The organism is Amycolatopsis stemonae (genome assembly GCF_054781455.1).
The window spans coordinates 732,559-757,845 of sequence record NZ_BAAGUJ010000001.1; the positions used below are offsets into that span (position 1 = coordinate 732,559).

General features: G+C 72.2%; 26 protein-coding genes. 15 read left to right on the forward strand and 11 right to left on the reverse strand.

Annotated elements, in window-relative coordinates; genetic code table 11:
* Nucleotides 1-238 precede the first annotated feature (238 nt).
* The 5 genes from ACYVLJ_RS03650 (at nt 239) to ACYVLJ_RS03670 (ending at nt 5,172) form a co-directional block, all read left to right on the forward strand.
* Nucleotides 239-1,078, forward strand: a complete 840-nt coding sequence (locus ACYVLJ_RS03650; protein ID WP_451968796.1) for an ABC transporter ATP-binding protein — start codon at nt 239-241, stop codon at nt 1,076-1,078.
* Nucleotides 1,075-1,884 (forward strand): ABC transporter permease, encoded by an 810-nt coding sequence (locus ACYVLJ_RS03655; RefSeq protein ID WP_460437737.1) that lies wholly within the window; start codon nt 1,075-1,077, stop codon nt 1,882-1,884. Before ACYVLJ_RS03650 ends, ACYVLJ_RS03655 begins: the two co-directional genes overlap by 4 nt.
* Entirely contained in the window at nt 1,881-3,038 is a 1,158-nt protein-coding gene (locus ACYVLJ_RS03660; protein ID WP_460438006.1) for a sensor histidine kinase, read from the forward strand. Before ACYVLJ_RS03655 ends, ACYVLJ_RS03660 begins: the two co-directional genes overlap by 4 nt.
* Nucleotides 3,035-3,655, forward strand: a complete 621-nt coding sequence (locus ACYVLJ_RS03665; protein ID WP_460437738.1) for a response regulator transcription factor — start codon at nt 3,035-3,037, stop codon at nt 3,653-3,655. Before ACYVLJ_RS03660 ends, ACYVLJ_RS03665 begins: the two co-directional genes overlap by 4 nt.
* 176 nt (nt 3,656-3,831) lie before the next feature.
* Nucleotides 3,832-5,172 (forward strand): serine hydrolase domain-containing protein, encoded by a 1,341-nt coding sequence (locus ACYVLJ_RS03670; RefSeq protein ID WP_460437739.1) that lies wholly within the window; start codon nt 3,832-3,834, stop codon nt 5,170-5,172.
* A gap of 45 nt (nt 5,173-5,217) precedes the next feature.
* Here the strand turns inward: ACYVLJ_RS03670 and ACYVLJ_RS03675 are convergent, their stop codons facing one another.
* Nucleotides 5,218-5,535, reverse strand: a complete 318-nt coding sequence (locus ACYVLJ_RS03675; RefSeq protein ID WP_451968804.1) for a hypothetical protein — start codon at nt 5,533-5,535, stop codon at nt 5,218-5,220.
* Nucleotides 5,532-6,416, reverse strand: a complete 885-nt coding sequence (locus ACYVLJ_RS03680; protein WP_460437740.1) for a hypothetical protein — start codon at nt 6,414-6,416, stop codon at nt 5,532-5,534. Before ACYVLJ_RS03680 ends, ACYVLJ_RS03675 begins: the two co-directional genes overlap by 4 nt.
* 142 nt (nt 6,417-6,558) lie before the next feature.
* On the opposite strand from ACYVLJ_RS03680, the gene serC reads away from it, so the two are divergent.
* Nucleotides 6,559-7,683, forward strand: a complete 1,125-nt coding sequence (gene serC / locus ACYVLJ_RS03685; protein ID WP_460437741.1) for a PLP-dependent aminotransferase family protein — start codon at nt 6,559-6,561, stop codon at nt 7,681-7,683.
* On the opposite strand, the gene ACYVLJ_RS03690 is transcribed toward serC, so the two are convergent.
* The 6 genes from ACYVLJ_RS03690 to ACYVLJ_RS03715 all read right to left on the reverse strand — a co-directional run bounded on the left by ACYVLJ_RS03690 (nt 7,676) and on the right by ACYVLJ_RS03715 (nt 14,187).
* Nucleotides 7,676-8,920 carry a glycosyltransferase family protein gene (locus ACYVLJ_RS03690; RefSeq protein ID WP_460437742.1) on the reverse strand — a complete coding sequence of 415 codons (1,245 nt, stop codon included), beginning with the start codon at nt 8,918-8,920 and terminating at the stop codon, nt 7,676-7,678. The two genes, serC and ACYVLJ_RS03690, sit on opposite strands and share 8 nt — an antisense overlap.
* A 50-nt stretch (nt 8,921-8,970) precedes the next feature.
* Nucleotides 8,971-10,497 carry an amidohydrolase family protein gene (locus ACYVLJ_RS03695; protein ID WP_460437743.1) on the reverse strand — a complete coding sequence of 509 codons (1,527 nt, stop codon included), beginning with the start codon at nt 10,495-10,497 and terminating at the stop codon, nt 8,971-8,973.
* A gap of 174 nt (nt 10,498-10,671) precedes the next feature.
* Nucleotides 10,672-11,877, reverse strand: coding sequence for an ABC transporter permease (locus tag ACYVLJ_RS03700; RefSeq protein ID WP_460437744.1), 1,206 nt, complete (start codon nt 11,875-11,877; stop codon nt 10,672-10,674).
* On the reverse strand, nt 11,874-12,560 hold the full coding sequence (locus ACYVLJ_RS03705; protein ID WP_460437745.1) for an ABC transporter ATP-binding protein: 687 nt from the start codon (nt 12,558-12,560) through the stop codon (nt 11,874-11,876). The genes ACYVLJ_RS03700 and ACYVLJ_RS03705 overlap by 4 nt, the downstream gene beginning before the upstream one ends.
* Nucleotides 12,557-13,651, reverse strand: coding sequence for a peptidoglycan-binding protein (locus ACYVLJ_RS03710; protein ID WP_460437746.1), 1,095 nt, complete (start codon nt 13,649-13,651; stop codon nt 12,557-12,559). The genes ACYVLJ_RS03705 and ACYVLJ_RS03710 overlap by 4 nt, the downstream gene beginning before the upstream one ends.
* Complete coding sequence (locus tag ACYVLJ_RS03715; RefSeq protein WP_460437747.1) at nt 13,648-14,187, reverse strand: hypothetical protein; 540 nt, start codon at nt 14,185-14,187, stop codon at nt 13,648-13,650. Before ACYVLJ_RS03715 ends, ACYVLJ_RS03710 begins: the two co-directional genes overlap by 4 nt.
* Nucleotides 14,188-14,300: 113 nt before the next feature.
* Here ACYVLJ_RS03715 and ACYVLJ_RS03720 point away from each other — a divergent pair, with 113 nt between their 5' ends.
* The 3 genes from ACYVLJ_RS03720 (at nt 14,301) to sepH (ending at nt 17,146) form a co-directional block, all read left to right on the forward strand.
* Entirely contained in the window at nt 14,301-14,963 is a 663-nt protein-coding gene (locus ACYVLJ_RS03720; protein ID WP_460437748.1) for a response regulator transcription factor, read from the forward strand.
* Nucleotides 14,960-16,111: a sensor histidine kinase gene (locus ACYVLJ_RS03725; RefSeq protein ID WP_451968822.1), complete on the forward strand. Its 1,152-nt coding sequence runs from the start codon at nt 14,960-14,962 to the stop codon at nt 16,109-16,111. The genes ACYVLJ_RS03720 and ACYVLJ_RS03725 overlap by 4 nt, the downstream gene beginning before the upstream one ends.
* 189 nt (nt 16,112-16,300) lie before the next feature.
* Nucleotides 16,301-17,146, forward strand: a complete 846-nt coding sequence (gene sepH / locus ACYVLJ_RS03730; protein ID WP_460437749.1) for a septation protein SepH — start codon at nt 16,301-16,303, stop codon at nt 17,144-17,146.
* Here the strand turns inward: sepH and ACYVLJ_RS03735 are convergent.
* Nucleotides 17,143-17,496: an MmcQ/YjbR family DNA-binding protein gene (locus ACYVLJ_RS03735; protein ID WP_460437750.1), complete on the reverse strand. Its 354-nt coding sequence runs from the start codon at nt 17,494-17,496 to the stop codon at nt 17,143-17,145. The two genes, sepH and ACYVLJ_RS03735, sit on opposite strands and share 4 nt — an antisense overlap.
* A 57-nt stretch (nt 17,497-17,553) precedes the next feature.
* Here ACYVLJ_RS03735 and ACYVLJ_RS03740 point away from each other — a divergent pair, with 57 nt between their 5' ends.
* Complete coding sequence (locus tag ACYVLJ_RS03740) at nt 17,554-18,999, forward strand: hypothetical protein (protein WP_460437751.1); 1,446 nt, start codon at nt 17,554-17,556, stop codon at nt 18,997-18,999.
* Here ACYVLJ_RS03740 and ACYVLJ_RS03745 read toward each other — a convergent pair.
* The gene (locus tag ACYVLJ_RS03745) at nt 18,996-19,607 is read right to left on the reverse strand and encodes a DUF2537 domain-containing protein (RefSeq protein WP_451968830.1); all 612 of its coding nucleotides are present in this window, start codon (nt 19,605-19,607) and stop codon (nt 18,996-18,998) included. The genes ACYVLJ_RS03740 and ACYVLJ_RS03745 overlap by 4 nt on opposite strands.
* 43 nt (nt 19,608-19,650) lie before the next feature.
* On the reverse strand, nt 19,651-20,457 hold the full coding sequence (locus ACYVLJ_RS03750) for a TrmH family RNA methyltransferase (protein ID WP_460437752.1): 807 nt from the start codon (nt 20,455-20,457) through the stop codon (nt 19,651-19,653).
* A 211-nt stretch (nt 20,458-20,668) separates the two neighbouring features.
* Here ACYVLJ_RS03750 and ACYVLJ_RS03755 point away from each other — a divergent pair, with 211 nt between their 5' ends.
* From ACYVLJ_RS03755 to ACYVLJ_RS03775, 5 genes are all read left to right on the forward strand, one after another.
* A complete protein-coding gene (locus ACYVLJ_RS03755) occupies nt 20,669-22,168 on the forward strand; it encodes a glutamate--cysteine ligase (protein WP_460437753.1) in 1,500 nt (499 codons plus the stop codon).
* Between the two features lie 16 nt (nt 22,169-22,184).
* A complete protein-coding gene (locus tag ACYVLJ_RS03760; protein WP_451968836.1) occupies nt 22,185-22,781 on the forward strand; it encodes a TetR/AcrR family transcriptional regulator in 597 nt (198 codons plus the stop codon).
* Nucleotides 22,782-22,854: 73 nt separating this feature from the next.
* Nucleotides 22,855-23,514 (forward strand): biliverdin-producing heme oxygenase, encoded by a 660-nt coding sequence (locus tag ACYVLJ_RS03765; RefSeq protein WP_460437754.1) that lies wholly within the window; start codon nt 22,855-22,857, stop codon nt 23,512-23,514.
* A gap of 189 nt (nt 23,515-23,703) precedes the next feature.
* A complete protein-coding gene (locus tag ACYVLJ_RS03770; protein ID WP_003088226.1) occupies nt 23,704-24,327 on the forward strand; it encodes a superoxide dismutase in 624 nt (207 codons plus the stop codon).
* Nucleotides 24,328-24,429: 102 nt separating this feature from the next.
* Nucleotides 24,430-25,239: an arylamine N-acetyltransferase family protein gene (locus tag ACYVLJ_RS03775; protein ID WP_460437755.1), complete on the forward strand. Its 810-nt coding sequence runs from the start codon at nt 24,430-24,432 to the stop codon at nt 25,237-25,239.
* Nucleotides 25,240-25,287: the final 48 nt, after the last annotated feature.

Here is a 25,287-nt window from a genome sequence, read left to right on the forward strand (position 1 = left end):
TGAGACATTCTGTCATGTTAGACAAGTTGTCAATAGCACGGTTCACTCGCGCGGCGGCTGGCGGCGGTCCGGCCTTCATGCATTCGCCGTGTTTTTGCTTGTATGACGGCGTTTTCGTGGTTCCACGGGAAACCACGGCTGGTCTGGGCATGGGTGGCCGTGTCCACCGATCGATGGACACCGGGATTCAGCTGAGCGTTGCTCCCGATCAAGCCGCCGCCGGACCAGGCTGTAACCCATGACCACAGCAGTGAGCGTGCGCGGCTTGCGCAAGCAGTACCCCGGTCACCTCGCGGTGGCCGGCCTCGACCTGGACATCGCCCAGGGTGAGGTCTTCTCCCTGCTCGGCCCGAACGGGGCCGGCAAGACCACGACCGTCGAGATCCTCGAAGGGCACCGGCAGCGCACCGCCGGCGAGGTCAGCGTGCTCGGTGAGGACCCGGGCAGGGCGGGCCGTGCCTGGCGGTCGAAGATCGGGATCGTCCTGCAGACCGCCAACGACGCCGCCGAGCTGAGCGTCGCCGAGACCGTGCGGCACTTCGCGAAGTACTACCCGGACCCGCGGGATCCCGACGAGGTCATCGAGAAGGTCGGGCTCACCGAGAAGGCCAGGGCGCGGGTCAAGTCGCTCTCGGGCGGGCAGCGGCGCCGTGTCGACGTCGCGCTCGGCATCGTCGGGCGGCCCGAACTGCTCTTCCTCGACGAGCCCACCACCGGCTTCGACCCCGAGGCGCGCCGGCAGTTCTGGACGCTGATCAGCGACCTCGCCGCCGAGGGCACCACGATCTTGCTGACGACCCACTACCTCGACGAGGCCGAGGCGCTCGCCGACCGCGTCGCGGTGATCGCGCGCGGGGCGATCGTCGCGCAGGACACGCCGCGGAACCTCGGGGGCCGCGCCGCCGCCGAGGCCACCGTGCGGTGGTCCGACGAACGCGGTGAGCACGCCGAGCGCACCGCGTACCCGACCAAGCTCGTGAACGAGCTCTCTGCTGGGGGTAGGGAGCTCGCCGGGCTGACCGTGACCAGGCCGAGCCTGGAGGACGTCTACCTGGACCTGATCGGAGACAAGGCATGACCACCCTCGCGCTGCCCGGCCCCCTGTCGCTCGGGCTCGCCCGCGGCGGCACCGAGCTGCGGCAGTTCTTCCGGCACAAGGAACAGGTGGTCTTCACCTTCTCCCTGCCCGCGGTCCTGATGATCCTGCTCGGGTCCATCCTGGACGGTCCGACCGCGCTCGAAGGCGTCACGTCCGGGCAGCTGCTGGCCGCCGGGATGATCGGCTCCGGCATCGTCTCGACGTCGTTCAACAGCATCGCGACCGGCGTCGCCGGCGACCGGGAAACCGGGGCGCTCAAACGGCTTCGCGGCACGCCCATGCCGCCCGCGTCCTACTTCGTCGGCAAAATGGTGCTGGTCGCGGTGTCCAGCCTGGCGCAGACCGTGCTGATGGTCGCCGTCGCCATGCTGCTGTTCGGGCTCCGGCTGCCGACCGCGCCGGACAAGTGGCTGACGCTGGTGTGGGTGTTCGCGCTCGGCATCGTCTCGTGCACACTGCTCGGCATCGCGATCAGCTCGCTCGCGAAGTCGACGAACGGCGCCGTCGCCATCGTCCAGATGCTGTACCTGGTGCTGCAGTTCATCTCCGGCGTGTTCGTCTCGCCGATCACGAACCTGCCGAAAGTTATGGTGGAGATCGCGTCGTTCTTCCCGTTGAAGTGGATCTGCCAGGGTTTCCGGTCGGTGTTCCTGCCGGACGCCGCGGTGAGGATGGAGATGGCTGGGTCATGGGAGCTCCCGCGGGTGGCGCTGGTGCTGGGGATCTGGTGCGTGGTGGGCGCGGTGCTCGCGCGGCTGAGCTTCAGGTGGACCGACGCGAGGTGAAGGACGCCTGGGACCGGTTCAACTGGCTCTGGGAGATCCTCTTCGCGGTCGCGTACGCGGCCACGACGACGCTGGTGCTGCTGGACGAAGCCGATCCGGTGCGCACCGTCGTCGCGGTCGGGGCGCTCACCGCGCTCGCGCTGACCTACCTGCTGTGGGGGCGGCGGGTGGTGCGCGACGACGGCCACCTCAAGCAGCGGTGGCTGCTGGCGGTGGTCGTCGTCGCGCTGGTCGCGGTCGCGATGTTCGCCGACACGACGTCCAGCTTCATCCTGTTCATGGTGTGCCCGCTGCTGTTCTCGACGCTCGGGTTCCGCCCGGCCGCGGTGCTCACCACGCTGGTGATCCTGCTGAGCCCGCTCTCGGCGATCGCCGCGGACGGGCTGAGGGGACCGGCGCTGCACATCCTGCTGCCGATGACCGCGATCCTCGTCGTGTTCGGGATCCTGTCCGGCAAGTTCATCCTGCACGTCATCGAGGAAAGCCGGGCTCGGGCCGATCTGATCGACCGGCTCGAGGAAAGCCAGGCCGAGGTCGCCCGGCTTTCCCGCGAGGCGGGCACCGCGGCCGAACGCGAGCGGCTCGCACGTGAAATCCACGACACGCTCGCCCAGGGCTTCACCAGCATCGTCACCCTCGCCGAAGCCATCGAGTCCGAACTGGACAGCGACCCGGCGGCGGCGCGGCGGCACGTCGAACTCGCGGCCCGGACCGCGCGTGAGAACCTCGCCGAGGCCCGCACGATGGTCGCCGCGCTGGCGCCTGCGGACCTCGCGTCCGGGTCCCTTGTGGACGCCGTCCGCCGCCAGGCCGACCGGCTCGCCGACGAGGCGGGCGTCGCCGTCCGGTACGAAGTGGACGACGCGCTCCCGGCGATCGGCATGGCCGGCGAAGTGGTCCTGCTGCGGGGCGCGCAGGAGGCGCTGAACAACGTCCGGCGGCACGCGGCCGCCTCGTCCGTCTCGGTGCGGCTGTCCGTTGTGGACGACGCCGTGCGGCTGTTCGTGCGCGACGACGGCGTCGGCTTCGACCCCGATGGCGTCAGCGGCTTCGGGCTGCGTGGCATGCGGTCCCGGGCCGAGCAGGTGGGTGGCACACTGAGCGTCCGGAGCGGCCCGAGCGGCACCGAACTCACCCTGGAGGTGCCGGCTTGATCCGCATCATGCTCGTCGACGACCACCCGGTCGTCCGCGAAGGCCTGCGCGGCATGCTCGAAGCCGAACCGGACCTCACGGTCGTCGGCGAGGCGGGTTCGGGCGACGAAGCCGTCGCGCTCGACCGCGTCGCGCAGCCGGACGTCGTGCTGATGGACCTGCGCATGCCGGGCCTCGACGGCGTCGGCGCGACGAAGCGGATCCTGCGCGAGCAGCCGGGCCGCCGGATCGTGGTGCTGACGACGTACGAGACGGACGCCGACATCCTTCGCGCGGTCGAGGCGGGAGCGTCGGGCTACCTGCTGAAGGACGCTTCGCGCGTGGAGCTGGCGAACGCGATCCGCGCGGCGTCGCGCGGCGAGACGGTGCTGGCGCCGTCGGTGGCCGGGAAGCTGGTCAACCGGGTGCGCAACCCGGAGCCGCAGCCCCTTTCGGCCCGGGAGGTCGAGGTGCTGCGGCTGGTCGCGAAGGGCGGAACGAACGCCGACATCGGCCGCGCCCTGCACATCAGCGAGGCCACGGTGAAGACGCACCTGCTGCGGGTGTTCGGCAAGCTCGGCGTGTCGGACCGCACGGCGGCAGTGACCACAGCAATGTCGAAAAACCTCCTGGGCTGACCCGAACCGGGCATCACACGTGATTGAGCAGGCATCACGCGTGATTGAACGGGCATCACGGCGATGCCTCTCCAATCACGCGTGATGCCTCTCCAATCACGTGTGATGCCCGGTTGCGCACGGCGGTGACGGGCCGGGACCTGCCTGGCCGGGGCGTGGGCGGCAGAATGCCAGGCATGCTTGAGTCGACCCAACACGCCCTGCTCCGCCGGATCGCCCACGAGCAGGCGGCCTGCCGGGCTCCTTCGCTCGTCGCCGCCGTCGTGCGGGACGGGGAGATCGTCTGGTCCGGGGGCCGCGGGCGCGTCGGCGGCGAGCGGCCCGGCACCGACACCCAGTACCGGCTGGGCTCGATCACCAAGACCCTCGTCGCGACGGCCGTCATGCGGCTGCGCGACGAAGGCCTGCTCGACCTCAACGACCCGCTCGAAAAGCACGTGCCCGGCACGCCGTTCGGCGCCGCGACCGTCGCGCAGCTGCTGTCGCACACCTCCGGCCTGACGTCGGAGTCGCCCGGGCTCTGGTGGGAGCGCACGCCCGGCGCCGACTGGGACGCGCTGGTCGGCAGCCTCGCCGAAGGCGCCACCAAGCACCGGCCCGGCGCGCGGTTCCACTACTCGAACGTCGGCTACGGCGTGCTCGGCGAGCTCGTCTCGCGCCACCGCGGCAAGGGCTGGCTCTCGGTGCTCGACGAGGAGGTCCTCGGCCCGCTCGGGATGACCCGCACGACGCCGCACCCGGTCGGCGCGCACGCCGACGGCTTCGCCGTGCACCCCTTCGCCGACGTCCTGCTGCCGGAGCCGAGCCCCGACGCCGGCGCGATGGCCCCGGCCGGGCAGCTGTGGTCGACCGCCACCGACCTCGGCCGCTGGACGGCGTTCCTCGGCGGCCACGGCGGCGGCGTGCTCGCCCCGGAGACCATCGACGAGATGCGGACCATGGTCACCGTCGACGACACCGACGTCTGGACGACCGGCTTCGGGCTCGGCCTGATGGTCGTGCGCTACCAGGGCCGCCGGCTGGCCGGCCACACCGGCTCGATGCCCGGCTTCCTCGCCGTGACGCTGGTCGACCCGGCCGCGCAGACCGGCGCGCTCGTGCTCACCAACTCGACGTCCGGGGTCGGCATCACCCAGCTCTGCCTCGACCTCATCACCACGACCGACGAGCGGGAGCCGCGCCTGCCCGCCGAGTGGCGGCCCGCCGCCGTCGACCCCGCGCTGCTCCCCCTCACCGGGCTCTGGCACTGGGGTCCGACGCCGTACCACCTGCGCGTCCAGGGCGACGGGCTGCTCCTGCTCGCCCCGGCCGAGGGCGCCGGGCGCAGCTCACGCTTCCGCGCGACCGGCCCGGACACCTACGTCGGCCTCGACGGCTACTACGCCGGCGAGACGCTCGTGGTGGGCCGGGACGCCGAGGGCGTCGCCACGCACCTCGACCTGGCCACGTTCATCTTCACGCGCACGCCGTACGACCCGGCCGCGCCGGTGCCGGGCGGCGTCGACGGCTGGCGCTGACCCGCCGGGCCCCGCTCACACCCCCAGGGCGGGTGAGCGGGGCCCTCAGGCCTGTGCGGCGGTCCCGGCCGAGAAGGCGACGGCGTCGGCGAACCGGCCGGCGATCCGCTTGCCCTCGCCCCAGTCGAAGAGGCCGAACTTGAGGTTCGTCATGACCGTGAGGGTCGAGCCTCCGGCCGCCGGTGCCACGGTCGCGGTGATCTCCTGGCCCCAGCTCAGCATGCTCATCCCGGTCCGGAACGAGACGAACCCGCGGTGCGCGTCGTAGAACGGGCCCTGCCCGCCGATCGCCGCGACGCCGGCCGGGAGCGCGTTCCACAACGCCTCGGGCGGCGCCGGGAAGCTGAGCTGCACTGTCTTCATGACCGGTGAGCCAACCAGGCGCCGTCCGGTGCGGGAACCGTGTTTTTACCCCCACCGCGGCGGTGGCCGATGACCCCGACGGCGTAGCTGCCGCCGTCCGGAAGGCCCGCGACGAGGTACTCCGAGGGCCAGCCGGCCAGCCAGAGCCGGCGTCGGTCCGCCAGTTCGGCGGCGACGTCGGGCGGTGTGACGGGCAGGTGGAACCGGATCCGGACGTCGCCCGGCAGAACCGCCCAGCCGTCCACCGGTTCGCCCGGGCGCACGTCGAACGACGCGGCCGCGACCGGCGTCCAGTGGTCGCTCGCGAGGCACCGGGCCGGGCCGGCCAGGTCCGACCGCCACGCCGCGAGCGCGAGCACGGCCACGCCGCCGGCCACCGGGACGAACCACGGCAGCCAGCCGCCGACCAGCACGATCGCCGCGACCTCGAGCGCGAGCACGAACGCGCCCGCCGTCCACGCCGCCGCGGTGGCGAACCAGAGGCGCCATCGCAACGCCGCGCGCCGGGTCTGCGGCCCCTTCGGCAGGAGACGGGCCAGGCCGTAAGCCGATCCGCCCAGGAAGGTCGCGGCGAACGCCCCGGCGTAGACGATGTCGGCGCCGTGCGGCGGGTGCAGCACCAGCGAGAAGACGACCAGGGCGTCGACGAGGAGCAGGCCAGCGACACCGGCCACGACGAGCACCCGGCGCCCCCGCGGCAGCTCACCCGTGAGCCACCACGGCAGCCGCCGGACGAACACGAGCACCAGGGTCACGGCCAGCGCGATCGGCAACGCGATCGTGGTCGTCGTCGTCCAGCCGCCCTCCGCGACCAGGTGCACGACGGCGATCCCGCCCAGGTTCCAGAACAACCACCACCGCGGCCGCCACGGCTCCTCCACCACTGCCTCCCCTCGCCGAGCCGAGGTGAAACTACCGACATCCCGGGCATGCCGGACAGCGGTTTTCCCAGCCCCGCTCCCACATACCGGACACTGGCGAACCGCCATCACCAGCCGCGTCCCGACCTGAGAGACTGGCCACATGACCGACGCTGAGTTGACCATCCCCGCAGACCTCAAGCCGGCTGACGGCCGCTTCGGCTGCGGACCGTCGAAGGTCCGCGCCGAGCAGCTGAGCGCCCTGGCGGAGTCCGGCTCCACCTACCTCGGCACGTCGCACCGGCAGAAGCCGGTCAAGTCCCTCGTCGGACGCGTCCGCGCGGGCCTGTCCGAGCTGTTCTCCCTGCCCGAGGGCTACGAGGTGATCCTCGGCAACGGCGGCACCACGGCGTTCTGGGACGCGGCCGCGTTCGGCCTGGTCCGCGAGCGCGCGCAGCACTTCACCTACGGCGAGTTCTCCTCGAAGTTCGCGACCGTGACCAGGGGCGCGCCGTTCCTGGCCGACCCGATCGTCACCAAGGCCGAGCCGGGCAGCGCGCCCGAGATCACCTACGAAGCGGGCGCCGACCTGGTCGGCTGGGCGCACAACGAGACGTCGACCGGCGTCGCGGTGCCGGTCCGCCGCCCCGAGGGCTCCGACGGCGCGCTCGTCGCGATCGACGCCACCTCCGGCGCCGGCGGCCTGCCGGTCAAGGCCGAGGACTTCGACGTCTACTACTTCGCGCCGCAGAAGTCGTTCGCCTCGGACGGCGGCCTGTGGGTCGCGCTGGCCTCGCCCGCCGCGGTCGAGCGGATCGGCGAGATCGGCGGCGGCGACCGCTGGATCCCCGAGTTCCTGTCGCTGACCACCGCGCTGGACAACTCCCGCAAGGACCAGACGTACAACACCCCGGCCGTCGCGACGCTGTTCCTGCTCGCCCAGCAGATCGAGTGGATGAACGGCCAGGGCGGCCTCGAGTGGACGACCTCGCGCACGAAGGACTCGTCGTCGCGGCTGTACGAGTGGGCCGAGAAGACGAGCTACACCACGCCGTTCGTGAAGGACCCGGACCTGCGCTCGCAGGTCGTCGGCACGGTGGACTTCAGCGACGACGTCGACGCCGCCGCGGTGGCGAAGGTGCTGCGCGCCAACGGGATCGTCGACACCGAGCCGTACCGCAAGCTGGGCCGCAACCAGCTGCGCGTCGGCCTGTTCCCGGCCATCGACCCGGACGACGTCACGAAGCTCACGCAGAGCATCGAGTACGTCGTCGAGCGGCTCAGCTGACCTGAGGCTCCTTGGAGGGGACCTTCACCGTCGTTCCGGCGAGGAAGGTCCCCTTCTTCACGCGCAGGCGAGGTGCGGCGAAGGCGGCCACGACCAGCAGTAGCACGCCGAAGAGTTCGTAGGACTCGGTGGCGAGCCACCAGAGGGCGGACGGCGCCGGGCGCGGGGCGAACCACATCGGGCCGACGATGAACAGCGTCAAGCCGGCCACGACGACGGCGCCGGACCACCAGCCGACCACGCGGTCCGTGCGCCGGGCGCGGACGCCGTAGTACCCGGCCAGCACCAGGATCGGCACGCACCACGTCCAGTGGTGGGTCCACGAAACCGGCGAGACGAGCAGGCCGCCGAGCGCGCACGCCGTCAGCGCGAGCACCGGCTCCGCGGCCCGCACGATGACCACCGCGACGACCGCCATCACGGCGAGCGCGGCCAGCACCCAGACGACGTTCCCGGCGGCATCGGACAACCCCGTGCGCGCGATCAGCCCGCGCAGCGACTGGTTGCCGACGTAGTCGCCGCCGCCGATGCGGCCGGCGTCGAACACCAGCTTCGTCCAGTAGGTCCACGACGCCGACGGCCGGATCACCCACAGCAGGGCGCCGGCCGCGACGAACCCGGCGACGACCCGCAGCGCGGACTTGAAGTCCCGGCGGAAGAGGAAGTACACGACGAACACCGCGGGCGTCAGCTTGATCGCCGCGGCCACGCCGATGAGCAGCCCCTTGGTCCGCTTGCGCTCGCCGGGGAGCAGGACGTCGAGCACCACCAGGACCATGAGCAGCGCGTTGATCTGGCCGAAGCCGAGCGTCGAGCGCACCGGCTCGAGCAGCGCGCCGGCGAGCTGCGCGCCGATCGCGACGAGCGCGGCCACGACCCGGCCGTTGCCCTTCGTCGCGTCGGTGAGCGAGCCGTTGAGCGTCGCGACGTAGAGGTACGCGACGACGCCGGTCGCGACGATCGAGGCGATGCTGACCAGCTTCATCGTCACCGCGAAGGGCAGCAGCGTGCCCGGCCAGAACGCGGCCGCGGCGAACGGCGTGTAGGTGAACGGCAGCAGGATCCGGTGGGTGGTCGGCACCCACGCGTCGTACGGCGAGCCCTGCTCGGCGAGCGCCTTCGCGCCGCCGAGGTAGACCTCCAGGTCGAGGCCGTCGAAGCGCTTCAACACCAGAACGAGGACGACAGCGGCGACTTCGAGCACGGCGAGCCCCGCCCAGATTTTCCGCCCCGACACGCCCTACCCCCACTCAGCACGGTGTTCGACCGGCCGAGATTACCGGGCGCTCAGCAGCAGCTGTGCACCGGCAAGCGCACTGACCTGCCGTTCATGGCGGTCAACGGCCGCTTCGCCGCCTCTTCGACGTCGGCCAGCATCCGGTCCAGCCGCGCCCGGCCGAGCACCCGCCCGGCGGTGACGACGGTGTCGATCCGGTGGACCGCGCGGATGTCGGCGAGCGGGTCCGCGTCGAGCAGGACCAGGTCGGCTTCCTTGCCGGGGGTGATCGTCCCGCTGGTCGCGGACCGGCCGAGGAACCGCGCGGCGTCCCGGGTCACCGCCTGCAGGGCGCTGCGCGGCGACAACCCGGCCTCGACGAGGAAGTCCAGCTCGTCGTGGAGGCTGAACCCCGGGAAGACGTACGGGTTGAGGCAGTCGGTGCCGCCGAGGAGGCCGACCCCGGCGCGGTGCGCTTCGCCGACGAGCCGCAGCTGGTCCTCGAAGTAGACGTCCTGCCGGGCGGCCTGCTCGGGCGTGCCGGGGGCGAGCACCGGGAGGCGGTCGGCCCAGTACTGGGAGATGTCCGGCGACACGTACTTGAGCCGCGGGTCGTGCGCGTAGGTGCTCACGGGCTTGGAGATCACCCGGTTGACGGCGAACGTCGGGCTCAGCCAGCTGTCCTGCGCCTTGAGCGCGGCGAAGTGCCACTCCGCGGCGGCCGGGTCGTAGGCGCGCGCCGCCTGCCGGTCGAGTTCCCGGGCGAGGTCGAAGAAGGCGCGCTTCGCGTTCGGGTCGAACGGCGTCGCGTCGAGGCGGGCGAGGAACTCGTCGCGCCGGCTCGACGTGGCGATCGGCAGGCCGAAGAGGTGCTCGAAGCTGCGCTGCCCGGCGGCCGCGGCGTCGGGGATCCGCAGCCGGTACGGCCAGTGCCCGGCGAACGGCAGGCCGTGGCGCCGGCACTCGTCGGCGATCGCCGCGAAGACGTCCCGCGGCAGGTAGAAGTAGACCTTCACGAAGTCGGAGCCCTGCGCGACGGCGGTCCGGACGGCCGCCCGTCCTTCCTCGGGGGTCGCCAGCTGGGTGACGGGCGGGCCGAGCAGGCTGACCGGGCCGTCGAGGATGGTGCTGCCGAGGACGACCCGCGGGCCGAGCAGCTCGCCGCGGAGGATCTTGGCGCGCGTGGCGCGGTTCTCGTCGTAGCCCAGCATCTCGCGGATGCCGGTGACGCCGTTGGCCAGGAACATCGGCGGCCACAGGTGCTCGTAGTCGAGGCCGTGGGTGTGCATGTCCCAGAGCCCGGGCACGACGAACCGCCCGCGGCCGTCGACGACCTCGGCGCCGGCGCAGGGCGGCAGCGCGGCGGTCGGCCCGACCCAGGCGATCCGGTCCCCGACCAGCACGACCGAGGTGTCCGGCCGGGCCGGGCCGTCGGTCCCGTCGACCACGGTGGCGCCGCGCACGACGACGACCCCGGTCCCGGCCGCGGCGGCCTCCTGGGCGAAGACCGCGGGCGCGACCCCCGCCGCGGCGAGCCCCGCCCCGGCCGTCGCCAGCCACCGGAGGAAGTCACGCCTGTTCGCCTCGACCCGCACCACGGCGATCGCCCCTCTCGGCCTCGGTCCGTCCGACATTCAACTCGGCGGCCGGGGGTTGGGGAATCTTCCACCGTGCTCTGTCGGAGACAACGCACAGCGAGAGGTAGCACGGCGCGTGCAGCGTGGTAAGCCCCGGAGGGTGCGGGCGACGACCCCGCACCCTCCGGGCCGGCGTCAGGCCAGCGCCTGCGTCGGCGCGAGCCGGGCCGCCCGGACGGCCGGGTAGGCCCCCGCGACCGCGCCGACCAGCGCCGCGACGCCGACCCCGCCGGCCAGCGCGCCCCACGGCAGCACCGCCGGCCACCCCTGGCTCAGCGCGTAGCCCGCGGTCACCAGCACGCCGACGAGGACCCCGGCGAGCCCGCCGAGCCCCGACAACAACACCGACTCCGCGAGGAACTGCCCGCGGACCTGGCGTTTCGTGGCCCCGAGCGCCCGGCGCAGGCCGATTTCGCGCCGCCGTTCGAGCACCGAGATGACCATGGTGTTGGCGACGCCGACCCCGCCGACCAGCAACGCGACCCCGCCGAGCCCCAGGAACAACGCGCTGTAGGTCGTGTCCGTCAGCTTCTGCGCGGCCAGCGCGTCCGACGGGCGGCGCACCTCGACCTCGTTCGGCGCCTGCGGGTTCAGCGTCGCGCCCAGCACCGAACGCACACTGTCCACTTGGGACTCCTCGGCGCGCACGTACACAGTGGACGGATGGCCGTCGAAGCCGAGCAGCCGCTTCGCGACGTCCCAGCCGACCAGCGCCGAGCGCTCGACCTCCGGCGCCAGGGGCATCGGCGCGAGGATGCCGACCACGGTGAACCACTGCGTGCCGATCAGGACCTGCGGCGGGCGCGCGGGGTCGACGTGGTCGATGCCGAGCCGGGCCGCGGCCTGCGAACCGAGCACCGTCACCGGGTAGTCCCGGTTCCCCGGCGCGAGGAAGGCACCGGCCCGGACCTTCCCGCCGAGCACGCCCAGCAGGTCCGGCTTCGCCGCGTACACGGCGAGCCCGGACGTGTCGTCCGGCGCGATCTTGTCGCTGCGCCGGACGCTCGCGGACGTGTGCCCGGTGCCGCTGGCCGCCTGCACCGGCCCGATCCGCCGGGCCATCGGGACGGCGTCGTCGGGCAGCACGGCGTCCTTCCCGAACAGCGTCTGCCCCGGCCCGGCGGTGAGCAGGTTGGTGCCGAGCGCGGCCAGCCGGTCGTGCAGGGCCTGCGCGCCCGACGCCGGGATCGCCAGCACCGCGACCATCGCCGCGACGCCGATCGCGATGCCCAGCGCGGAAAGCACCGCGCGCACCGGCCGCGTGCGCATGCCGTGGGCGCCGAGCGCGACGACGTCCGGCGGCTTGAGCCGGGCCGGTTCCGGCAGCGTCACGAGGGTCATCGCGCACCGACCAGGCCGGTGTCGAGGCGCAGGCGCCCGTCGAGCAGCTCGATCCGGCGCGGCATGCTCGCGGCGATCTCCCGGTCGTGGGTGATCACGACGATCGTGGTGCCCTCCGCCGACAGCTCGCCGAGCAGCCCGAGCACGGACGCGCCGGTGCCGGTGTCGAGGTTGCCGGTCGGCTCGTCGGCCAGCAGGATCGCCGGGTCGTTGACCACGGCCCGCGCGATCGCGACGCGCTGGCGTTCGCCGCCGGACAGCTCGCCCGGCCGGTGCCACGCCCGGTGCCCCAGCTTGACGCGGTCGAGCGCGGCCAGTGCCCGCCCGCGCCGCTGCCGCCGCGGCACCCCGGCGTAGAGCAGCCCGGTGCACACGTTGTCCACGGCACTCATCCCTTCGTCGAGGAAGAACTGCTGGAACACGAACCCGATCCAGCGCGACCGCAGCGCGGAGACCTTCCGGTCCGACAGCGCCGCGACGTCGTGGCCGTGCAGTTCGACGCGGCCCGACGACGGCCGGTCGAGCGTGCCCATCAGGTGCAGCAGGGTCGACTTCCCCGACCCGGACGGCCCGACGATGGCGACCATCTCGCCGTCTTCGAGGGTCAGCGAGACGCCGTCGAGCGCGGCGACCCCGCCGGGGTAGGTGCGCGTCACCTCGTGCACGCGCAGCACGGGCGTCACGACGTCGTCACCACCCGCATGCCCGCGGTCAGGCCATTTCCGCTGACTTCGACCTTGCCGCCGCTGAACAGTCCCGTTTGGACACCGATGAGCCGCCGCTGCCCGTTTTCGTCGACCTCGACGGCATACCCGCCTTCGGCGAGCGCGAGCAACGCGCCGACCGGAACGGCGAGCACACCGGCGTGGACGTCCTTGGTGAACCGGACGCTCGCCGGCGCCGAGTCGAGCGTGCCCCCGGCGGCCGGGTCGTCCAGCTTCACGGTCACCGTGATCTTCGGCTTGCCGTCGTCCTGGCCGGAGGCGTCCTTGCCGTCGACGGCGGTCCGCCCGACATCGGTGATCGTGCCCGGCGTCGTCTTGCCGTTGATCGTCACGGACGCCTTCGCGCCCTGCTGCGCGAGGTCCTGCTTCGCCGCGTCCAGCTTCACCTGCACCGAACGGACGGTCCCGGTCGTCTTGAGCACCTCGCCCTGGGCGGGCGCCCCCGGCTTGGCCGCCAGCGCCGACACGCGGACCTCGCCCGCCGCGAGCACGACGTCGCCCTGGCCGAACGCGCCGGTCTGCGCCAGCCCCAGCGACTTCTGCCACTTCTTCAGCGCGGCCGCCGTGGCCGCGGTGAACTTCTTGTCCGGCGTGCCGAAGCCGCCGAACCCGCACGCCTTGAGGTTCTCCTCGAGCTGCTTGACGTCGGCGCCGTCGTCCGCGCCGGTGGCGAGGTCGCGGTAGAACGGCAGGGTCCCGTAGAACAGCGGCACCGGCTTCGCGTCCACTCCGTACACCGCCTGGCACCGGGTGATCGTGGCGCCGGCGGCCGGTAGCGACGTGATCGTGCCCGGCTTGCGGCCCTGGACACTCGATTCGTCGCCGTAGCCGAGGGTGCCGTCGGCTTCTTCCTCTTCGCTGAGGTCGGTCTTGACGACCTCGGCCGTTTCGACCGGCGGCGGCGCGGCCTCCTTGACCGGCGTCGCGCTCGAGACGCGGGTCAGGACCACGACGGAGCTGGTGCCGAGCACCACGACGAGGACCGCGCCCGCGACGAACCAGCGCGTCCGGCCGCGACGGCGCGGCTTCAGGTGGGTCACGTCGTTCACTTTCCGGCCTCGCTGCTGACGCTCATGCCGAGCCCGCACGCCTTCGCGGCCGCTTCGAACTTCTTCGGGTCGTCGCCCGGCCCGCCGATCCGCATGGTGCCCTTGCCGCTGGGATCGGGGTCCGGCATGTCGATGCCGTGGTCACGCATGCACTTGGCGTCCTTGCGCATCTTGTCGAGCTCCTCGGCGCTCGGCGGCTTCATCTCGCCGCCGTTGGGCATGAGGTGCTTGCACGCGTTCTGCGCGGCGTCGAGTTTCCCGCTGTCCTTGGCGTCGCCGCCCAGGGTGACCGACATGCCCTTGCCGTCCCCGGCGGGTTTGGGGTCGGGCATGTCGACGCCGTGCTCGCGCATGCACTTGGCGAAGTCGCGCATCTTGTCTTCGTCGCTCTTGCCGCTGTTGTCCGCGGCGGTGGGGCCGCCCGACTTCTGCGGCGTCGAGATCGACGCGACCTTGTCGCCGTCGTCACCCTTCGCGCCGCAGCCCCCGAGCAGCAACGCCGCCCCGAGCGCCGCGACGAGGATCCGTGTCCGCATGGCTCGCTCCTTTCGTGTCCGGATGGGTGCCAGGTCTACGGACCGGGGGATTCGGGCGCGCTAAGCGACGTCGCTTATGCGGTCCTTATGGCCTGCCTGCGCAGACTGGGCGGGTGCGCGTGCTGGTGGTGGAGGACGAGCGGCTGCTGGCCGACTCGGTGGCCGAGGGGCTGCGGCGGTTCTCGATGGCCGTCGACGTCTGCTACGACGGCGAGCAGGCCCTGGAACGCGTCGGCGTGCACGGCTACGACGTCGTGGTCCTCGACCGCGACCTGCCGAAGGTGCACGGCGACGCCGTCTGCGCCGCCGTGGTCCGGGCGGGCGGCGAGGCGCGCGTGCTGATGCTGACCGCGGCCGCCGACGTCACCGACCGCGTCGCGGGCCTGGGCCTCGGCGCCGACGACTACCTGACGAAGCCGTTCGCGTTCGCCGAGCTGGTCGCCCGGGTGCAGGCGCTGTCGCGGCGCGCGCGGCCCGCGTTGCCGCCCGTGCTGGAGCGCGACGGCGTCGTCCTCGACCTGCCGCGTCACCAGGCCGCCCGCGACGGCCGGTTCCTGCTGCTCTCGCCGAAGGAGTTCGCCGTGCTGGAGGTGCTCATGCGGGCCGAAGGCGCGGTGGTCAGCGCCGAGGACCTGCTCGACAAGGCGTGGGACGAGCACGCGGACCCGTTCACCAACGCGGTGCGCGTCGCGGTGATGACGTTGCGCCGCAAGCTCGGCGACCCGCCGGTGATCGAGACCGTCCCCGGCGCCGGCTACCGGTTCGGCACGCCGTGAACGCGCTGTCGGTCCGGACGAAGCTGACGGCCTGGTACGGCGGACTGTTCCTGCTCGCCGGGCTCGTCCTGGTCGTCATCGACTACCTGCTGGTGCAGAGCACGCTGCCGGACCCGGCCCGGGTCGCCTCGACGACGATCGGCTCGGCCGACGCGCTCTACGGCGGCCAAGCCGACACCGTCGCCGGCTCCCCGGGGGTCGCGGTCCGGCTGCTCAGCGGCTCGCTGGCGGACTACCGCTCGTCGACCCTGTCCACTTTGGTCGTCGGCTCGGCGATCGCCCTGGTCGCGACGGCCGCGTTGGCCGTGCTGTTCGGCTGGCTGATGGCGGGCCGCGCGCTGCGGCCCCTGCACGACATCACGTCGACGGCGCGGCGCCTGGAGGCGGGCAAGCTCGACCGCCGGATCAACCTCGACGGCCCGCCCGACGAGCTGAAGGAGCTGGCGGACACGTTCGACGGCATGCTCGACCGGCTGGCGGAGTCGTTCGACAGCCAGAAGCGGTTCGTCGCGAACGCGTCCCACGAGCTGCGGACGCCCCTGGCGGTGCAGCGGACGCTGATCGAGGTGGCGATGGCCGACCCCGAGGTGCCGCCGGAGCTGCGAAAACTGGGTACGCACCTGCTGCACACCAACGAGCGCAGCGAGCGGATGATCGAGGGCCTGCTGGTCCTGGCCCGCACCGACCGCGGCCTGCAGGCCCGCACGCCGGTCCGGCTGGACGAGGTCGCGGCGTCGGTGATCCGGGCGACGGCCGCCCAAGCCGCGTCGGCGGGCGTGACGGTGGAGACGCGCCTGCGCCCGCGCACGGTGGCGGGCGACCCGGTGCTGCTGGAGCGCCTGGTGACGAACCTGGTGGTCAACGCGATCACGTACAACGCGTCGGGCGGCTGGGTGTACGTCGAGGTCCGCGGCGACCCGGCGGTGGAGATCCGGAACTCGGGGCCGGTGGTCCCGCCCGAGGCCGTGCCGACGTTGTTCGAGCCGTTCCGGCGGATCGGTGGCGCGGAGCGGACGGGAGACACGCGCAACGCGGGGCTGGGGCTGTCGATCGTCCGCTCGGTGGCGACGGCGCACGGCGGCCACGCGGAGGCCCAGCCCGGCCGGCGCGGCGGCCTCACGGTGACGGTCCGTCTGCCGCCTTCATGATCCACTCGATCGTGACTTTGCGTGTTCGGCGTGTCACAGGTAGGGCGCCGACCTGCGTGACCGATGATGCGGGGGTCGCGAAATGAACAGTGGGCAGTTCTGCACGGACTCGGCGCGCCTCGCACGTCAAGCCGACGCGCCGTTCTAACGTGGGCACCCACAACGGTGAAGCATCGGGGAAGGCGAACAATGCGCACGCTTCGAGTGGTCGGGTTGCACGAGGACGGTAAGTCCATCGTGTGCGAAGACCCGGCGAGCCGTACGCGTTTCCTCCTCCCGGCCGATGAGAGACTGCGCGCGGCGGCGCGGGGGGACATCACCCGCCTCGGCCAGATCGAAATCGAGTTGGAGAGCCAGATGCGGCCACGCGAGATCCAGCAGCGCATCCGCGCCGGCGAGTCCGTCGAGCAGGTGGCGAGCAGCGCCGGCGTCTCGGTGCAGCGCGTCGAGCGGTACGCCTACCCCGTGCTCCTCGAGCGGTCGCGCACCGCCGAGCTCGCGCAGAGCGCCCACCCCGTCCGCGAGGACGGGCCCGACGTCCAGACGCTCGGCGAGGTCGTCGCGTACGGCTTCGGCGTCCGCGGGCACGACTACTCGCAGGCCACCTGGGACTCGTGGAAGGGCGACGACGGCCGCTGGGTCGTCGTGCTGCGGTGGAAGGCCGGCTGCTCCGACAACCGCGCGCACTGGGCGTTCTCGCCGGGCGCGCACGGCGGCACGGTGACGGCGCTGGACGAGAACGCCGAGGTCCTCCTCGACCCGAACGCCTACCGCGCGCCCCGCACGGTCCGCGCCCTCGACCCGGCCCGCGACGCGGAGTTCCAGCCGACGCTGGACTCGGTGCCGCCGGAGCACGCGGAGCTGCCGCCGGCCGAGCCGGACCCGGACGACGACACCCGCGAGATCCCCCGCGTCCCGGCGGACCCGGAGGAAGACACCGCGGCCGAGCAGCCGCGGCCGAAGGCCAAGAAGAACCACCCGATCGTGCCGTCCTGGGAGGACGTGCTGCTCGGGGTCCGTTCCCAGCGCGGCTAGTCCACCAGCGCGGCGAGCGTCTTCGGGGCGACCTGGTGGTAGGCCTCGCGCACGATCCGGTCGACCTCGGCCCAGTCGAGGTCGACGTCCAGCCGGACGCCCAGCCACCCGCGGTGCCCGACGTACGCGGGCCGGAAGAACCGCTCCGGCTCGGTGCGCACCAGCTCCTCCTGCGCACCGGGCGGCGCCGGGCACCAGAAGGCGAGCCGGCCGTCGCCGTGGTGGTCGTCGGCGAACATCACGAACGTCTTCTTGCCGCGCACGAACCACGCCGGCGACCCGTGGCTGAGCCGTTCGGTCGCTTTGGGCAGGGCCAGGCACAACTTCCGCAACGCGTCGAGCTGCTCCATCCCGTCAGGCTACGATGTCACGCTGAGGGAGGGATCGATCATGCAGTGTGACGACGGATGATCGCGACGGCCGGCAACACCTTGTACGTCCGGCTGGGCGAGCTGCGGTTCCGCGTGTTCACCGGCACGCCGGTCGTCGAGGTCGCGCCCGCGCAGTGGGGCCTGGACCCGACCGTCGTCCGGCAGGCCGCGTTCTCGCGCCGGTACCGCGAAATCCCGGCCGCCCAGGCGGGGACCCTGCGGTTCGAGTTCGCGCCCGGCCTCTTCCCGCGGCACTTCGACCGCGGGCCGGGCACGGACGCCGACCGCGGCCGGCTGGCGAAGCTGCTCACCGGGCAGGACCAGTTCTGGGCGAGCTCGCGACGGCTGCGGCTCGGCCGGGCCGACGTCGGCGCGGTCGCGGCGGCCGCCGGGCTGGCCGTCGTCGCCGAGGTGGCCGACTCGACCGACCGGCTCTGGCTGCTGCGCCGTCCCACGCTGCCCGCCGAAGAGCTGCGGCCGCGCACCCACGGGCCGCGCTTCGGCTTCGCCGCTGTCCAAGGCCTGGTCGCGTTCGTCGCGCTGCTGGCCGTGGTCGCCGGGACCTGGTTCGCGAGCACCTCCGAGCACAAGTGGCCGCTCCTGCTGGTCCCGGTCGGCGTGGTCGTCCCGCTCGGCGCGATCTTCGTCGTCCGCGCCGTCGCCGGCCGGTCACCCCGGATGCCGTGGCTCGACGAGGAGTTCACCGGCGGGTGGCAGGTCGTCGTGCCGCCACCGCCGTCGGTTTCCACCGAACTGCTCGGCGAAGTCGCTTCGCTGTACGGCTACTTCTACGCCGGCCAGTACTCCGCCGGCCGCACCAGCACGAACCTCCTCTTCACGAAGACCCGCCCCGGCTTGACGTTCGGCACGCCGGCGCCGGTGCCGCCGCCCGTCTTCGAGCCCCCGGCCGAGTCGCCCGGGCGGGAGCAGTGGCTGCGGAACAGCCTCGACGGCCAGGACGAACTGTGGGTCAGCGTCCGGCACGCGAAACTGCCGCCCGCCCGGATCGCCGAGATCGCCGGCACCGAGGGGCTGGTCCCCGTCGCGGAGTTCGCCGACGTCACCGACCACATCCTCGTGCTGCGCCGCCCGTCGGCACCGCGGCCGGCGACCGTGCGGAAGTTCCGGATGTCCTTCGCCGGCTTCATCGCCCCGGCGGTGTGGGCCCTGCTGTGCTTCGGCGGTGGCGGGCTGACGGCCGCGCTCACCGGCGAGGACCGGCTCTTCGAGATCGGCTTCGGCCTGACCGTCCTCGGCGTGCCGCCGCTGCTGTGGGTGCTGCGGATCTTCCCCCGCTCGACGCGCGTCGGCTGGCTCGCGAAGGAGTTCACCGGCAAGCCCGGCGTCACGTTCTTCTCGGGCCAGTTCGACGTCTCACCGGACCTGGTGCGCCAGATCGCCGGCTACCACGGCTACTTCTTCGGCGGCCAGACCGCCACGCGGGCGCAGGGCGCGCTCGTCACGTACGTCCGGCGTCCCTAGAAGGCGATCACCAGCACACCGATCCACGCGATCACGACGCCGCCCGCCGCGCCGTACGCGGCCCAGCGCAGGATCGGCGTGCGGCGGATCAGCCACAGCGAAGGCGTGATCCCGGCCGTCACGACGACCGAGGCGACCAGGGCGAGCCAGCCGCTCGTCTCGCGGGCCAGCGTCGACGCCAGCGCCAGCATGGCCACCACGACCACGGCCGCGATGAACGCCGAGACCGTCAGGCCGGTCAGCCACGGCGTCGGTTCCCCGGGCGGGCCCGGCGGGCCGAGCACCGTCCGCACGAACCGGCGCCCGGGTTCGTCGGCGCGCGGAGGTGGCTCGACGACGGTGTCGGCGCCGGTCACCGGGTCCACGAACCGCACCGTCGTGCCCATCACCGACGCGAGCCGGCCGGCCAGCTGACGTCCGCGTTGCGAGACGACGGTGGCCGCCTCGGCGCCGGAATCGGCCGCGACCGCCGACGCCACGCGGGCCCATTCGTGCAGCGCCTGCGCCAGGTCGGCGCCGATCGCGAGCTTGTACGGGTCGACCTCGCGCGCGTGTTCCCCTCCGGGTCCGGCCAGCACGGCACGATCACCGCGGATCCGCAGCTCCATGGGGTCCCTTCACCGGCCGACTCCCCGAACACTTAGAGGCACTTTAGTCACCCGGGGCCAGTTCGTAGAAGGCGACAGCGGCGGCCGTCGCGATGTTGAGGGAGTCGACACCCGCCGGCATGGGTATCCGCACCGCGTGATCAGCCGCCGCGAGCGCCGTTTCGGTCAGTCCGGGACCTTCGGCGCCGAACAGCAGGGCCACCCGGCCGGGCGCGTGCTTCCTGAGTTCGCGCAGCGGGATCGAGCCCGGGCGCGGGGTGAACGCCGCGACGGCGAACCCGCGCGCCCGCAGGTCGTCGAGCCCGCCCGGCCACTCCGGCAGGTGCCCGAACGGCACGCGCAGGACGTGCCCCATCGATACGCGAACGCTGCGCCGGTACAGCGGGTCGGAACAACCGGGGCCGAGCAGCACGCCGCCGACGCCGAGCGCGGCGGCGTTGCGGAAGAGGGCGCCGAGGTTTTCGTGGTCCCCCACCCCCTCCAGCACGGCGATCGTGGCCGCGTTCTCGACGACTTCGGAAACCGTGAGGGGCTCGGGACGGTCGGCGACGGCGAGGATCCCGCGGTTGAGGTGGAACCCGACGACGTCGGCCATCGTCTCCGCGGAAGCGACGTACCGGGGCACGTCGAGGCCCTCGAGTTCGCCCGCCAGTTCGGCGAACCGCCGCTCCACGCCCAGCAACGCCCGTACCGGGTAACGGGACGTGAGCAGCCGGGACACCACGACGGTGCCCTCGGCGATGACGAGTCCCTTGCCGCCCGGGCGGTCCGGGCGGCGGTCCGCAGTGGACAGGTCCCGGAAGTCGTCCACGCGGGGGTCGCCGCGGTCGTCGATGTGGATCACTCCCATCCGCCCAGTCTGTCATCCGCTTGCCGGGCGCCGCACTGGTCCGATCGTCCCGCGAACCTTGGTACGAACGGGTTCATTTTGCTGTCGGTTAACTCGTCGTGACGGAGAGCACCAGTTTGGCCGCTAGCCCGGCATCAGCGGCTGTGTAACGGTTGTCCGCCGGGACCTGAAACACGTCCTAGTTCCACGACGACGCAAAGCAGGGATGGTCATGGGGATGGACCTCGCGGCTCAACCGTTCAACACGCTCGACCGGGGACGGTACCGCCGCAAGGTGCAGCGTTGCCTGGACACGTTGGCCCGCATGCTCACGGACGGCAGTTTTTCGTTCCCCCGCAAGAACATCGGTCTCGAGGTCGAGCTGAACCTGGTCGACCGCGAGCTGCGCCCGTCGATGACGAACACGGCCGTGCTGGAGGCGCTCGACGACCCGTCGTTCACCACGGAGCTGGGCCAGCACAACATCGAGCTGAACGTGCCGCCGCGGCCGCTGGCCGGCGATTCGGCCCTCCACCTCGAAGACGACCTGCGCGCGTACCTCGGCACGGCGGCGGCGAAGGCCCGTGACACCGGGTCGATGCTGGCGATGATCGGCATCCTGCCGACGTTGAAGCACGAGCAATTCGACCAGAAGTGGCTCACCAACAAGGCGCGCTACGCGACGCTGAACGACCAGATCTTCGCCGCCCGCGGCGAACGCACGGTGCTCGCGATGGAAGGCGCGGCCCTGCCCGGCCAGCAACCGGAACGCCTGCGCAGCTACGCCGAATCCATCCTGCCCGAGGCCGCGTGCACGAGCGTGCAGCTGCACTTGCAAGTGGCGCCGGAAGAGTTCGCCGCGCACTGGAACGCGGCACAGTGCCTGGCCGGCCCGCAGATCGCGCTCGCGTCGAACTCGCCCTTCCTGCTGGGCAAGGCGTTGTGGCACGAGACGCGGATCCCGTTGTTCCTGCAGGCGACCGACACCCGGCCCGAAGAGCTGAAGAACCAGGGCGTGCGGCCGCGGGTGTGGTTCGGCGAGCGCTGGATCACGTCGATCTTCGACCTGTTCGAGGAGAACGTCCGCTACTTCCCCGGCCTGCTCCCGGAAACCGACGCCGAGGACCCGATCGAGGCGCTCGACGCGGGCCAGGCCCCGAAGCTCACCGAACTGCGCATGCACAACGGCACCATCTGGCGGTGGAACCGGCCGGTGTACGACGTCGTCGACGGCCTGCCGCACCTGCGCGTGGAGAACCGGGTGCTGCCGGCCGGGCCGACGGTCGTCGACACGGTGGCGAACGCGGCGTTCTTCTACGGCGCCCAGCGCGCGCTCGCCGAGGCGGAACGCCCGGTGTGGAGCCAGATGTCGTTCCAGGCGGCCGAGGAGAACCTCTACGCGGGCGCGCGCCGCGGGTTCGAGGCGCAGCTGTACTGGCCGGGCATCGGCTGGATCCCGCCGGACGAGCTGGCGCTGCGCGTGCTGCTCCCGCTCGCCCACGAAGGACTGCGCCGCTCCGACGTCTCCGACGAAGCGCGGGAGCGCTACCTGGGGATCATCGAGCGCCGCTGCCTCGCGCGGCGGACCGGGGCGACCTGGCAGCGCGACTTCGTCGTACGCGCGCAGGAACGCGGGCTGGACCGCGAAGAGGCGCTGCACCGGATGCTCGGGCGGTACCTGGAGCTGTCGGAAGCGGGCGAGCCGGTGCACACCTGGCCGTTGGCGGACTGACCGCTAACCTGGACCGATGCCGAAGATCCTCGGTGAGTCGCTGGAGGCGCACCGGCGCGAGGTGCGCGCGCGGGTCTTCGACGTCCTGCGCACCCAGCTCTACGAACGCGGTTTCGACGCGATCACGCTCGCCGGGGTCGCGTCGGCGGCCGGGGTGGGCCGGACCGCGCTGTACAACCACTTCCCCGACAAGGAAAGCCTGCTCGTCGCGTTCGTCGAGGACGAAGCGGCCCAGTACGTCACGCGGCTGACCGAAGCCGTCGAAGCGCAGACCGACCCGGCCGACCAGCTGGCCACGTTCGTCCGGCTGCAGCTGCGCGTGCTGGCCGAGTACCACATGCCGCCGGGCACGGCGCTCGCGTCGGCGCTGGCGCCCGCCGCGTACCGCCGGATCAGCGCCCACGCCGACCCGATCACCGACCGGCTGCGCGCGATCCTCGCCGGCGGCGTCGACCTGGGGCGCTGGCCCGCCGAGGACCCGGACGTCCTGATCCCGATGATCACCGCCGCGCTGGGCAACCGGACGCTGGTCGACGGGCCGCCCGAGCAGCTGGAAGACGTCGTCGAGGCCGCCGTTCGCTTCGTGCTCCGGGCGGTGGGAGCCTCGATTTAGGGTAGCCTAAGCCGAACTTGTGCCCTACGATCTTTCTGACAGCGTGTCAGATCGATCGCCGGGAGGCCTGCCCATGTCGGTGACCACGGACGCCCGCCCGTTCTCGGCGACGCTGCGCGCGTCGACGCTCGAGGTGCACGAGAAGGCGAACTACTCGGAGTACATGCGAGCCCTGCTGGGCGGCGAGCTGTCCCAGGAGGGCTACGCCCAGCTGGCGATCCAGTACTACTACGTCTACGGCGCGATCGAAGCGGCGAGCGACGCGATGGCCGGTCACCCGGTCGGGGGCGAGTTCGTCTTCGACGAGCTGCGGCGGCTGCCCAACCTCGAGCGCGACCTGGCCCACCTGGTCGGCCCGGACTGGCGCACGACGATCTCACCGCTGGTCTCGACGCAGGCGTACGCCGAGCGGATCCGCGAAGCGGCTTCGTGGGCGGGCGGGTACGTGGCGCACCACTACACGCGCTACCTCGGCGACATCGCGGGCGGCCAGGCCATCCGCCGCCTGCTGGAGCGCCAGTACGACGTCGCCGAGGCGGGCGCGCTGTTCTACCACTTCGACGGGATCGGCAGCGCGCCCCGCTTCCGCGACCAGTACCGCGCGAAGCTGGACAACGCGCCGTGGGACGAAGCCGAGCGCGCCCGGGTCATCGACGAGACGCTGGTGGCGTTCGAATGCAACGTCGCCGTCTTCGCCGAGCTGGCCACGCGGCTGGACGAGTTCCGTGCCTGATCTCACAGCCCGTTGACCTCCAGTTAAGTCCAGGTAGCAGGCTCGGTTTCGGGCGGCGGACCCTCGGGTACGCCACTCACGAGCCGGTCATCCCAGGCGGTGATCACGATGCGCCCCCGCTCGCCGCGGAGGGGCGTGTGCTACTAGGTTCGGTACCGGAAACTTGTGTCGAAGACAGAAGGAGGGCCAATGGCCCGCTACGAGCTGCCCGATCTCGACTACGACTACGGCGCCCTCGCGCCGCACATCTCCGGCGAGATCAACGAGCTGCACCACAGCAAGCACCACGCGACCTACGTCAAGGGCGCGAACGACACGCTCGACAAGCTCGAAGCCGCCCGCGAAGCGAACGACTTCGGCTCGATCGTCGGCCTGGAGACCACGCTGGCCTTCAACCTGGCCGGCCACGCCAACCACGTCGTGTGGTGGAAGATCCTGTCGCCGGAAGGCGGCGACAAGCCGACCGGCGAGCTGGCCGCGGCGATCGACGAGGCGTTCGGCTCCTTCGACAAGTTCAAGGCGCAGTTCACCGCCGTCTCGACGACGATCCAGGGCAACGGCTGGGGCGCGCTGTCCTGGGACCCGATCGGCAAGACGCTGATCACCCAGCAGCTGCGCGACCACCACAACAACCTGATCCTGCCGACCGTGCCGATCCTGCTGGTCGACGTCTGGGAGCACGCGTTCTACCTGGACTACAAGAACGTGAAGCCGGACTACGTCAAGGCCCTGTGGAACATCTTCAACTGGGCGGAGATCTCCAAGCGCTTCGACAACGCCGTCGCCGGCGGCAACGGCCTGCTGCTGGGCTGAGCTCGTCCGGGAACGGGGTCCTCCTGCACGGGAGGGCCCCGTTTTTCGTCGTCGGCTGAATTCGCTTGACCTCGAGTGCGGTCGAGGTGTTTGGCTGGACGCATGGACGTCGACGCGTATCTGGACCGGCTGGGGGTGCGGCGGCCCGCCGCGGCCGACCTCGCGACCCTGCGCCACCTGCAGGAGCGGCACCTGGCCACGGTGCCGTTCGAAAACCTGAGCATCCACCTGGGCGAGCCGATCGAGCTTCGCGAAGACGCGTTGGCCGACAAGATCGTGCGCCGGCGCCGGGGTGGCTTCTGCTACGAGCTCAACGGACTCTTCGCGGCACTGCTGCGCGAACTCGGGTACCCGGCCTCGCTGCACGCCGCGCAGGTGTACCGCCCGGACGGCACGCTCGGCCCGCCCCTGGACCACGCGGCGATCGTCGTCACCCTGGACGAACCCTGGCTGGTCGACGTCGGCTTCGGCCGGTTCTCCCGGCACCCGCTGCGGCTCACCGGCGTGGACGCCCAGCTCGACCCGGACGGCGAGTTCCTCGTCCTGGACGCGCCCCACGGCGACCTGGACGTCGTGCTGGACGGCAAGCCGCAGTACCGCCTGGAGCGCCGCCCGCGCCCGCTCGCCGACTTCGTCCCGATGGCGTGGTGGCAGGCGACGTCCCCGGAGTCGCACTTCACGAAGTCGCTGACGTGCTCACGCCCGACGTCCCAGGGCCGCGTGACGCTGTCGGGCAGCAAGCTGATCGAGACGGTCGACGGCGTGCGCAACGAGGTCCTGCTGCCGACCGAAGCCGCGATCCGGGCGGCCTACCGCGTCTACTTCGGCCTCCCGCTGTCGCGGCTGCCCACGCCACCGGGTGAGAGTCCCTTGACGAGCGGGGCGCTCAGCCCGACACTCCCACTGAAGTGAACGAAGCCCCGGCCTGGGGTTCCCAGGGCCGGGGCTCCGTCCGTTCCC

Bases quoted from the DNA above. Each gene is read 5' to 3' on its own strand.
- ACYVLJ_RS03650 (WP_451968796.1), top strand. From the start codon at position 239: ATGACCACAGCAGTGAGCGTGCGCGGCTTGCGCAAGCAGTACCCCGGT.
- ACYVLJ_RS03655 (WP_460437737.1), top strand. From the start codon at position 1,075: ATGACCACCCTCGCGCTGCCCGGCCCCCTGTCGCTCGGGCTCGCCCGC.
- ACYVLJ_RS03670 (WP_460437739.1), top strand. From the start codon at position 3,832: ATGCTTGAGTCGACCCAACACGCCCTGCTCCGCCGGATCGCCCACGAG.
- ACYVLJ_RS03675 (WP_451968804.1), bottom strand. From the start codon at position 5,535: ATGAAGACAGTGCAGCTCAGCTTCCCGGCGCCGCCCGAGGCGTTGTGG.
- serC (WP_460437741.1), top strand. From the start codon at position 6,559: ATGACCGACGCTGAGTTGACCATCCCCGCAGACCTCAAGCCGGCTGAC.
- ACYVLJ_RS03700 (WP_460437744.1), bottom strand. From the start codon at position 11,877: ATGACCCTCGTGACGCTGCCGGAACCGGCCCGGCTCAAGCCGCCGGAC.
- ACYVLJ_RS03715 (WP_460437747.1), bottom strand. From the start codon at position 14,187: ATGCGGACACGGATCCTCGTCGCGGCGCTCGGGGCGGCGTTGCTGCTC.
- sepH (WP_460437749.1), top strand. From the start codon at position 16,301: ATGCGCACGCTTCGAGTGGTCGGGTTGCACGAGGACGGTAAGTCCATC.
- ACYVLJ_RS03735 (WP_460437750.1), bottom strand. From the start codon at position 17,496: ATGGAGCAGCTCGACGCGTTGCGGAAGTTGTGCCTGGCCCTGCCCAAA.
- ACYVLJ_RS03740 (WP_460437751.1), top strand. From the start codon at position 17,554: ATGATCGCGACGGCCGGCAACACCTTGTACGTCCGGCTGGGCGAGCTG.
- ACYVLJ_RS03745 (WP_451968830.1), bottom strand. From the start codon at position 19,607: ATGGAGCTGCGGATCCGCGGTGATCGTGCCGTGCTGGCCGGACCCGGA.
- ACYVLJ_RS03750 (WP_460437752.1), bottom strand. From the start codon at position 20,457: ATGGGAGTGATCCACATCGACGACCGCGGCGACCCCCGCGTGGACGAC.
- ACYVLJ_RS03755 (WP_460437753.1), top strand. From the start codon at position 20,669: ATGGGGATGGACCTCGCGGCTCAACCGTTCAACACGCTCGACCGGGGA.
- ACYVLJ_RS03760 (WP_451968836.1), top strand. From the start codon at position 22,185: ATGCCGAAGATCCTCGGTGAGTCGCTGGAGGCGCACCGGCGCGAGGTG.
- ACYVLJ_RS03765 (WP_460437754.1), top strand. From the start codon at position 22,855: ATGTCGGTGACCACGGACGCCCGCCCGTTCTCGGCGACGCTGCGCGCG.
- ACYVLJ_RS03770 (WP_003088226.1), top strand. From the start codon at position 23,704: ATGGCCCGCTACGAGCTGCCCGATCTCGACTACGACTACGGCGCCCTC.
- ACYVLJ_RS03775 (WP_460437755.1), top strand. From the start codon at position 24,430: ATGGACGTCGACGCGTATCTGGACCGGCTGGGGGTGCGGCGGCCCGCC.